We start from the raw sequence: 9,795 nt of genomic DNA, 5'->3' as shown, positions 1-9,795 counted from the left end.
ACATAGAATACACGCTCTTTGGTATTATAAAGTTTCAGTGAGCCATTTGAAGAATTCACGTTGCCATACCATGGCGTTTTGTGCTTTCAGCACCCAGTGGTTTTCTTCAGGGAAGTAGAGTAGTTTGCTCTTAATCCCTTTCAGCTGTGCGAGCTGGAAAGCCTGTAAACCCTGTTCGATCGGTACGCGGAAGTCAACCCCACCCTGGATGATGAGGATAGGTGTATTCCACTTATTCGCGTATTCACTTGGGTTGAATTGCTTGTAAGCATTGGCATTTGCAGGATCGAAGTAAGCGCCGATATCCCAGTTGGCGAAGAACAGTTCTTCGGTAGTACCATACCAGCTTTTCAGATCAAAGAGACCATCATGGGCGATAAAGGTTTTGAAGCGGTTTTCGTGTACACCAGCCAGCATGTATACAGAGTAACCGCCATAGCTGGCGCCTACTGCACCCAGTCGGGTCTTGTCTACATATGCTTCTTTACTTACATCGTCGATGGCGCTCAGGTAGTCGCGGATCGGCTGACCACCCCAGTCTTTACTGATGCTTGCATTCCACTCCACGCCATGACCTGGCATACCACGGCGGTTAGGTGCCACGATAATATAGCCTTGAGATGCCATGAGCTGGAAGTTCCAGCGGAAAGAATAGAATTGTGATACAGCAGACTGAGGGCCACCCTGGCAATACAGCAGGGTGGGATATTTCTTGTTTGGATCAAAGTTAGGCGGATAGATCACCCAGCTCAGCATGTCCTTGCCATCGGTAGTTTTGGTCCAGCGCTTTTCTATTTTACACATGGCCGTATTGTCATAGATGGCTTTGTTCACGCTGGTGAGTGGAGTGATAGTACCTTTTGGCAGGGCTACGGTAAAGAGCTCTGCGGCATGGTTCATATCTGTGCGGGCTACTACCAGGGTATTGCCCGCCTGACCTACGATGCCGGAGATGTCGAAGTCGCCGGTGGTTACCTGGCGGATTGCTTTTGAAGCCAGGGTGAGTTCGTGCAGCTGTTCAGTGCCTTTGATCACTGCGAGAAAGAAGAGTTGTTTGCCATCTTTGCTCCAGTGGAAAGAAGCGACGGTGTTGTCCCAGTCTTTGGTCAGATTGGTTTTGGTGCCGGTGCTGCGATCCAGGATAGTGATGTCGTTTTTGTCGGATTCGTAACCATCGTGGGCCATGGAGAGCCATGCGAGGGATTTGCCGTCAGGGCTGAAAGCCGGGCTCACATCGTATCCTTTATTAGCTTCAGAGAGGTTTTTAGTGGTTTTGTCAGCGAGGTTGTATTCGTAAATGTCGGTGTTGGTGCTAAGGGCGTACTCCTTTCCTACCTTCTTTTTGGTGACATAAATGATGCTTTTGCTGTCGGGGCTCCAGATCATATCTTCAGCACCACCGAATGGCATGGTCGGACAATCGTAGGGTTCGTCCGGCATGATATCGACAGGGGTGCCGATTTTGCCATCTTCATAAGTGGCGTAGAAAACGTGCTGGAAGTTACCGTCTTCCCAGGTATCCCAGTGGCGGTAGTTCAGGTTATCGTAGATCTGCACATTGGATTTTGGCAGGTCAGGATAGTGGTCAGCACCGCTTACCTTCTGGAGTTTTACTTCTTTAGAAAAGAGGATGTATTTGCCATCGGGAGAGATGCGGATGTTTGACAGCGCTTCTTCTCCGTGTGTTTTTTGGGTAGCGCCACTGCCATCGGCGTTCATTTCCCACCATTGTCCTTTGAGGGAGTAGCCGATTTTGTTGCCAGGCAGGGTACTTACGTCTCCTTCGCCTCCCGGGGTGGTGGTGAGCTGTTTGGCAGCGCCACCGGTCACAGGGATGGACCAGAGGTTCTTTTCACTTTTGTTTTCAGCGATGTTATAGTTGGACACGCTAAAAATTACAGACTTTCCATCTGTTGTAACTGATTCCCCGCTCACTCTGCCCAGTTGCCAGAGCCGTTCAGGTGTCATTTTCTCCTGGGCCATTGCCATAGTTGTGATGAATAGTGATGTTAACAAAAGAGGTTTATGCATGTTCAGATTTTGTTTGGACGCTAAAAGTAGGAAAAATGTTAGTCTGATGCCTTTTCTTACCTTTGCTAAAATTATTACAGACATTGATTGAGAAAAAACAAATTGTTGAGCAGGAAGAGCGGGTGGTAATCGTGGGGTTGATACACAAGGAGCAGCAAAACGAGCGTCAGGTACAGGAGTATCTGGATGAGCTGGTGTTCCTGGCAGAGACGGCCGGCGCTACGACTGTTAAAAGGTTTACCCAAAAACTGCAGCATCCTGACAGAGCAACTTTCGTAGGAAAGGGAAAGCTGGAAGAAATAAGAGACTTTGTGCAAGGGAGAAATATCAACCTGGTCATCTTTGATGATGAACTGACTGGTTCCCAGATATCTAATATACAGGATGTATTGAAAATAAAGGTGATAGACCGCAGTGACCTGATACTGGATATCTTCGCCCGCAGGGCTCGTACAGCACAGGCCAAGGTGCAGGTTGAACTGGCTCAGTACCAGTATATATTACCAAGACTGAGGGGTATGTGGAGTCACCTGGAAAGACAGGGAGGTGGTATTGGTAGCCGTGGTCCGGGTGAAACGGAAATTGAAACGGACCGTCGTATTGTGAAGGATAAGATCTCTCTGTTGAGGAAGAGGTTGTTGGAGATTGACAAACAATCACTTACACAGCGTAAGGACCGTGGGGAGTTTATCCGTGTGGCACTGGTGGGGTATACCAACGTAGGTAAGAGCACCATTATGAACACGCTGGCGAAGAGTGAGGTATTTGCAGAAAATAAGCTGTTTGCGACCCTGGATACGACTACCCGTAAGGTAGTGTTTGAACAGACGCCTTTCCTGCTGAGTGATACGGTAGGGTTTATCCGTAAACTCCCTCACCACCTGGTAGAGAGCTTTAAGTCTACATTGGATGAGGTGAGGGAAAGTGATATCTTACTGCATGTGGTAGACATTTCTCACCCGCAGTATGAGGATCAGGTAGAGGTGGTGAACCGCACCCTGCAGGAGCTGAAAGCGTTTGACAAGCCGACCATCATGATCTTTAACAAGATGGATCTGTACGAGAAGAATACTTTCGACAAGTGGTTGGCGGATGATGTGAAGCAGGATATACTTGCCCAGTTGAAAAGTGATTGGGAAACCAGGACACAGGGGAATTGTGTGTTCATCTCTGCGCTGGAACGTCAGAACATCGATGAGTTGCGAAAGACGATCATGGATAAGGTGGCACAGCTGTATCGGGAGCGTTATCCTTATAAAACAGAATTCTTCTATTAATTTTTTATGGCGAAGACGTATACATGGCATCGTTTTGCCGATCCGGGGATTGGCGAGAAGGATCTGACCATACTGGAGGTAGAGGGGAAAAAGATCTCTTTTACCAGGTATGAAGGGGCTTTGTATGCGTTTGCGTATAAGTGTCCGCATGCCAGTGGTGTGATGGCGGATGGGTGGGTAGATGAGGATGGGAATGTGGTATGTCCGTTGCACAGGTATAGGTTTAGTGTGAAGAATGGGCGGAATACCAGTGGGGAAGGGTATTTTTTGAAGACGTATCCGATTGAAAAGCGGGAGGATGGGTGGTATTTGGGGATGGAGAAGACAGGGTTGTTTGGGTGGTAGAGAGGGGGCCCTGATTGAAAAGTTGGGGTTGTTTGGATGGTAGGGAGGGTGGTTTTTGTGGGGAGAGGAGGTAAGGCCCTATTTATTTGGAAGGTTGCGGTTGAAAGCCAGATTGTATTTGGTAGCCGTGTTAAATTTCTATTAAAGACCTTGCTATTTAGCTTCAGCGATGTAATATTTGCGCATGTCTGATAACTTCTCTGAGAAGAAGATAAGCTGGTGGATCATTGGCCTGCTTATCTTCATGCATATGACAGGATTGTCTGTTACAATTATGGAGCCCGATGGTGCATTGTATGCTGGTATTGCGAAGTATATGGTGCAGCATCATGATTATCTGAATTTATTTGCGGATGGTCAGGAGTGGCTGGACAAACCTCACTTTCCTTTCTGGATGATGGCTTTTAGCTATCAGATTTTCGGGATTAATACATTTGCATACAAGTTGCCTGCCTTTCTCTTTTTGATGATGGGGGTATACTTTACGTATCGTTTTGCCTTTGATCTTTATGGTGAGAAGGTGGCGCGGTGGTCGGTATGTATATTACTGACGGCGGAGCACCTGGTGATATCCAGTACGGATGTACGGGCAGAGCCTTATCTGACCGGTTTGATCATTGGTGCTGTTTACTTTTTATATAAGCGCCGGTTATTGCTGGGGGCTTTGTTTACAGCATGTGCGGTGATGACCAAGGGTCCGTTTGCGTTAGTGCCGGTGGGGGGTGCGATAGCTGGGCAGTATATATTTACGAAGCAGTGGAAGGAGTTGTTTCATTACCGGTGGTTGATAGTGGGGGTGTTGGTATTGGTGTTTATCACGCCGGAGTTGTATGCGTTGTATACACAGTTTGATGCGCATCCGGAGAAGGTGGTATTTGGGCGAACAGGGGTATCTGGTATTCGGTTTTTCTTTTGGGATAGTCAGTTTGGAAGGTTTATGAATACGGGCCCTATTAAGGGTTCTGGTGATCCTTCCTTCTTTTTTCATACGGTATTGTGGGCATTTTTGCCGTGGTCGGTGATGTTGTATGCGGCGGTAGTAGAGTTTATCAGGAAGCGGAAGGTAGCTGTGGAATTTTATTGTATCAGCGGGGCGTTGTCGACGTTTGTGTTGTTTAGTTTGTCGAAGTTTCAGTTGCCGCATTATCTGAATATCATTTTTCCGTTTTTTGCGATACTCACGGCGCAGTATATACTTTCGCTAAATAAGCCGAAATTTTTCGTGATTACGCAAAAGGTGATTATTAGTATCATGGCGGTGGCGATAGTGGGATTATGGGCTTTATACCGGCCTCAAATTAATTGGGTTTTTGTGGGGTTGATAGTGGCAGTGTTAGTGGTGTTTTTTATGGTGAAGGTGGAGAAGGTATTTTTCAGGACGTGTTTGATGTCGGTGGTATTGAATTTGTTTTTGAATGGGTTGTTTTATCCGGATGTGTTGGGGTATCAGAGTGGGAGTTCGGCGGCGTTTTATGCGAATGAGCATTTGCGTGGAGGGGCGGTGTTGTTGTATAAGGCGAATTCTTATGCGTTTAATTTTTATCTGGATGCGCCGGTGTTGAGGTCGGATACGTTGTTGCAGCCGCCGGTGTTGGTGTATACGACGAGGGATCAGGTAGATTCGTTAAATGTGCAGGGGCATACGTGTGAGGTAGTGAAGTCGTTTTCGCATTTTCCGGTGACGAAGTTGGATGGTGAGTTTGTGAATTTTTCAACGAGGAAAGGGGCAGTGGGAGAGCGTTTATTGGTTTTGGTAAAATAATTTTAAAAAATATTTTGGAGGAATAAAAAAATTCCTATCTTTGCAATCCCGAAACGGGGAAAACACTCCTCCTTAGCTCAGTTGGTTAGAGCATCTGACTGTTAATCAGAGGGTCTCAGGTTCAAGTCCTGAAGGGGGAGCGAAAGAGAAAAGGCTTGCAGTGATGCAGGCCTTTTTTGTTTTATGTAAATTTGATAGCTTAGTTATTAGGCCTCCATCACCCATTATAATCGCTGATTATGAAGATCAAGAAACTCGATATAAAGTCTTTCAGACATTTAAATCAACTGATTTTTGATTTCACTTATCCGGAAGGGCATGAAAAATCTGGAATGCCTTTGGAGAAAATATGTTTTATTGGCCAAAGTGCAACCGGGAAAACGGGGATATTAGAATTGATAAAAGATAATTTGATAAGTCTTCGTAACGCAAAGCTTTGTAATAATTATTTAGATATATACGACGGATTAAATTTTGATGGGGAGATTGATTATTTAAGCCCAAGTGATTTAATTAAAACTCAGGGGAATAGGATTTACATTAATGGTAATGTTATCCCTGAATTACCATCGTCTGGGGGGAGCTGTAAGTGGTGTACTAGATGCGCTTAAATTATTATATTTTAGTTCTGAGATAATTTCAAAATCTGCTATAGAAATTTTTCAGCAAAACCCCATTAATATCAATGCTGCTTTAGCAGAAAGTAACATCCGTAAGCATGAGCCCTTAAATAAAACTCAAGACTATGTTTATGAATTTTTGCACGATATCGATGAAGGGGTTTGGTTTCTTTACTTGAGAAAATATTGGATTATCGAAAAAAGTTCACCCAAATGGCTTCCGAGCTTATTAACAAGGGTGTATTAGCCGATTTAAATAAGCTAAATGAAGAATATAAGAGGTGGGCAGAGGCGAACGATAACCCCATAAAAGCTTTTGCTGATTACGTTAATCCGATATTAGAAAAATTAAATCTGGAAGTTGATTTGATAAATACCGAATATAATGTACCTATAAAATCTAAGGTTAAAGACGAGGTTATTCCATTTTCCGGATTAAGCACAGGTACAAAAGGGTTATTGCTTACCCTATTTCCTTTGATGCAATTGAATACGGATGATGCGATAATTCTTATTGATGAACCAGATCGATCTCTGTTCCCGGATATTCAAATTGATTTAATTTCCAACTATAGACCAATTGCCCCTAAAGCGCAATTTATTGTTGCTACACATTCTCCATTCATAGCTGCAGCATTTAAACCAGAAGAACGATTCATCTTATATTATGACGAAAATGGGAACGTTAGAGTACGAAGAGGAATATCTCCAATAGGCGACGATCCAAATGATATTTTGCGGAACGATTTTAAAGTGGATTATTATAATGAATTTGGGAAAAAAGCATATCAGGATCCAGCAATTGGTTAGATAATTCTCCTTTTAGCGAAAAAATGCAGGCTTGCAGAAATGCAGGCCTTTTTGTTGTTTTATACAATTTGCGAACGAGTATTAATATCTCTACTTTAGTCTGAAATATTCTTAAATAGTAATCCCTACAATCAATGAATTTCCAACAATACCAAATCTGGATAAAACAGTTTCTTAGGGAAGGGAAAGTCATCAGCCCCGGTGTAACTGAATATTCAGAAGAAATTATAAAGCAGAATAGCCATATCCTGATTCAAATAATCAGGCAACATGCGGAAAACAAAGAGTATCGAAACCTGGCTAACCTGGCTGAATTATTGAGAGGTGAATGTTTTTTCTGTTATGATTACATAGAAGAATGGGGGACTATTCTTGAGATGATGTTACTGCAAGCTATTGTGGTATTTGAAAGTGAAGAGGTGTTTAGGGATCACCATATTCTTTGGTTACCCCATACGCTATATGATCTTATATTTCATCAAATTAGTTTTGGCGAATACCCTCCCTCCTGCTTCGAATTGTATTTCAAATTGTCTAAAAGAGTTTTGGATCCTTATTTTATGCGACTTTATGAGTCTGACAAAAATTGGTCATATAGCCAATGCTTGTATTTTATAGAAGGGGCAAGTCGTTCATTTGCGATGCAACCCGAAAAGTTCCTTGAGTTGTGGGCGTTAATAGAGCCGCAAATAAAAAAAGATAATGGATATTACTGGTTAGACGAATATTGGCCCACAACTTATAAAGAGTTAATTAACTCAGCGAAGTAAGCAGATCAATTGGCTGACTTTTTTGAAAATGCTGATAAAGGAATACTAGTTGACTCCTCCATTCAGTAACCCTTTCAACTTCCCATCATAATATTCATACTTACAATCTTTCTGCTTCTATCTATCAACAAATTCGCTGGAATCACGGTAAGTGATAATAGGATGCAGCTTTCCCTCCCGCAATAGTAATAAATGCATCAGGGAGAGTATTCAAAAGTTCTGCTAATATATTGTCGCAAGCAGCCAGTATAATTGTCGCACTCCTACCCCATTCATTTTTTTAAAGAGCATTAGCTTTAAGTTAATAAAAATACAAGCCATGCGAAAAATAATTGTAACTACATTTCTGACGATGGATGGTGTACTGCAAGCACCAGGTGGACCGGAAGAAGATACTACAAATGGATTCAAATGGGGAGGATGGCAGTTCGGGTATTCGGATGAGCTGACGAAAAATGCGCTAACTAAAATTATGGCGGAACCATTTGATTTGTTGCTGGGGCGGCGGACTTATGAGATATTTGCAGCCTACTGGCCTTATAATGGCAATAATCCGATTGGTGAGAGGTTCAATCAAATCAATAAGTATGTGGTGGCGACTACGCCTATCGATACTTCGTGGGCGCATTCGACATTGATTAGTAAGGATGTGGTGAATGAATTGAAGAAATTGAAAGAACAGGATGGTCCGAATTTGCTGGTGCATGGTAGTGGTGGATTAGCACAGACGTTGTTTGCGAATCAATTGGTGGATGTGCTGTATACATGGATATACCCAATCACTTTGGGGAAAGGGAAGAAGTTATTTGCAGACGGCACGGCTGCGCAGCAATGGAAAATGACGGAGTCAGGGATTTCGACTACCGGGGTGATTGTCGCGAGATATGAGCCGGATGGAGAAGTGAGGGTGGGATCATATGTGTCGAATGAGGTGAGTGAGCAGGAAATGGCAAGGAGGAAGAAATGGAAGAAGGAGGATGACCAAAAGTAGCCACTCATGCCATCGCATCCAAAATATGGGCGTTGACAATACTGGCTTCAATTATTCAAATCATGCTGAGCTGTAATGCCGGCATCTTATTTCAATGCTGCTTCTATTTTGGATTAGCCACCCGGTTAGAGATCATATTGATCCTGTTTATTATCAGAAACTGGTACAATGATGTACCCACCGTTTATCATGCTGTCTTATTGAGAAAAGGCCGTGAGATAAAACGGAACCGGTTATTTAATGGCTGATTCCTTTATAAGCCCTTGGAGGTACGCCCATTACCTTCTTAAAAGCAGCACTAAACGAACTCTCTGACTCGTACCCAACTGACAAAGCAATTTCGGATATTGCAAGGCCTGTGCTTTTCAGGGATTCTGCTGCCATAAACATTCGCCAATGCGTTAAATATTCCAATGGCGCCTGACCAATGATCTGCTTAAATTTCAATGCAAATCCTGAGCGGGACATAAACGCTATCTCACTCAGCTTTTCCACTGTCCATTTCTCCTGAGGGCTGCTATGTATCGCTTGCATAACCGCCCCTAGGTTGGGATGAACAGCGGCCGCAAACCATCCCTGATTTTTGGCATCAGGAGAAGACATATATATGCGTAATGTCTGCACCAGCATGATCGGTGCCAGGTGTTCAAGGATGGTTCTTCTGCCAAACCGTTCTGACCGGAACTCGGTCGTGAATCGCTCAATTCCCCATCTCAGTACTGCTGCCTGATCATATTTTTCAGGGACATAGACGACTGGCGGAAGTTGCCCAAAAAGCAATTTTGCGGATTGATCATTGAAATGAAAGCGTGCCCCTGTCAGGAATAAACTGCCTCCCCCATTGCATGTGGCAATGCCCTCTTTTGCATGTTTATAAATCGTGTCTGAGTGGATTTTCGGGATTGATAGATCCGAACCCATCGCAAATGGCTTTCCGCTGGTGAGTAAAAAGCAATCACCCGCATTTAAGTGATATACATTTTCGTCACCATCCACCTGTAAGTAACAACTGCCCTTTAATACTGCATTGAATTTAATTCCTTCATGCCCTGGAAATTGGATGGCCCACTCTTTACCCGCATCTAATCCTGCGGATACAAACGTTTGTGGTCTGAGAAAGGTCAATACATCTGATAATACATCCATAAGCTAAAAACTTAGACGATTGAATAAGTATTTTGGACTGAAG

Annotated in this window: 9 protein-coding genes and 1 tRNA gene; 8 read left to right on the top strand and 2 right to left on the bottom strand. The window is 43.6% G+C overall.

Going from position 1 to position 9,795, the window contains the following annotated elements; all coding sequences use genetic code 11:
* Nucleotides 1-24: 24 nt before the first annotated feature.
* Nucleotides 25-2,031 carry a S9 family peptidase gene (locus tag BW716_RS30480; protein ID WP_083729856.1) on the bottom strand — a complete coding sequence of 669 codons (2,007 nt, stop codon included), beginning with the start codon at nt 2,029-2,031 and terminating at the stop codon, nt 25-27.
* 62 nt (nt 2,032-2,093) lie between these two features.
* Here BW716_RS30480 and hflX point away from each other — a divergent pair, with 62 nt between their 5' ends.
* From hflX to BW716_RS30440, 8 genes are all read left to right on the top strand, one after another.
* Nucleotides 2,094-3,308: a GTPase HflX gene (gene hflX / locus BW716_RS30475; protein ID WP_235643979.1), complete on the top strand. Its 1,215-nt coding sequence runs from the start codon at nt 2,094-2,096 to the stop codon at nt 3,306-3,308.
* A gap of 6 nt (nt 3,309-3,314) precedes the next feature.
* On the top strand, nt 3,315-3,653 hold the full coding sequence (locus tag BW716_RS30470) for a Rieske 2Fe-2S domain-containing protein (protein WP_083729853.1): 339 nt from the start codon (nt 3,315-3,317) through the stop codon (nt 3,651-3,653).
* Between the two features lie 184 nt (nt 3,654-3,837).
* Complete coding sequence (locus BW716_RS30465; RefSeq protein ID WP_235643978.1) at nt 3,838-5,415, top strand: glycosyltransferase family 39 protein; 1,578 nt, start codon at nt 3,838-3,840, stop codon at nt 5,413-5,415.
* A gap of 66 nt (nt 5,416-5,481) precedes the next feature.
* Nucleotides 5,482-5,555: transfer RNA gene (locus BW716_RS30460), tRNA-Asn, on the top strand.
* A 99-nt stretch (nt 5,556-5,654) separates the two neighbouring features.
* Nucleotides 5,655-6,026 (top strand): hypothetical protein, encoded by a 372-nt coding sequence (locus BW716_RS30455; protein ID WP_083729852.1) that lies wholly within the window; start codon nt 5,655-5,657, stop codon nt 6,024-6,026.
* Between the two features lie 222 nt (nt 6,027-6,248).
* Nucleotides 6,249-6,845, top strand: a complete 597-nt coding sequence (locus BW716_RS30450; protein WP_143709130.1) for an AAA family ATPase — start codon at nt 6,249-6,251, stop codon at nt 6,843-6,845.
* Between the two features lie 134 nt (nt 6,846-6,979).
* The gene (locus BW716_RS30445; protein WP_083729850.1) at nt 6,980-7,615 is read left to right on the top strand and encodes a hypothetical protein; all 636 of its coding nucleotides are present in this window, start codon (nt 6,980-6,982) and stop codon (nt 7,613-7,615) included.
* A 319-nt stretch (nt 7,616-7,934) separates the two neighbouring features.
* Nucleotides 7,935-8,606, top strand: coding sequence for a dihydrofolate reductase family protein (locus BW716_RS30440; protein WP_083729849.1), 672 nt, complete (start codon nt 7,935-7,937; stop codon nt 8,604-8,606).
* A gap of 237 nt (nt 8,607-8,843) precedes the next feature.
* Here the strand turns inward: BW716_RS30440 and BW716_RS30430 are convergent, their stop codons facing one another.
* On the bottom strand, nt 8,844-9,752 hold the full coding sequence (locus tag BW716_RS30430; protein ID WP_083729847.1) for an AraC family transcriptional regulator: 909 nt from the start codon (nt 9,750-9,752) through the stop codon (nt 8,844-8,846).
* Between the last annotated feature and the right edge of the window lie 43 nt (nt 9,753-9,795).

The organism is [Flexibacter] sp. ATCC 35208 (assembly GCF_001975825.1).
In the GTDB taxonomy this organism is placed as follows: Bacteria; Bacteroidota; Bacteroidia; order Chitinophagales; family Chitinophagaceae; genus Chitinophaga.
The sequence above is the reverse complement of the archived record's forward strand: the minus strand, read 5'-3'. Positions and strand labels throughout refer to the sequence as shown.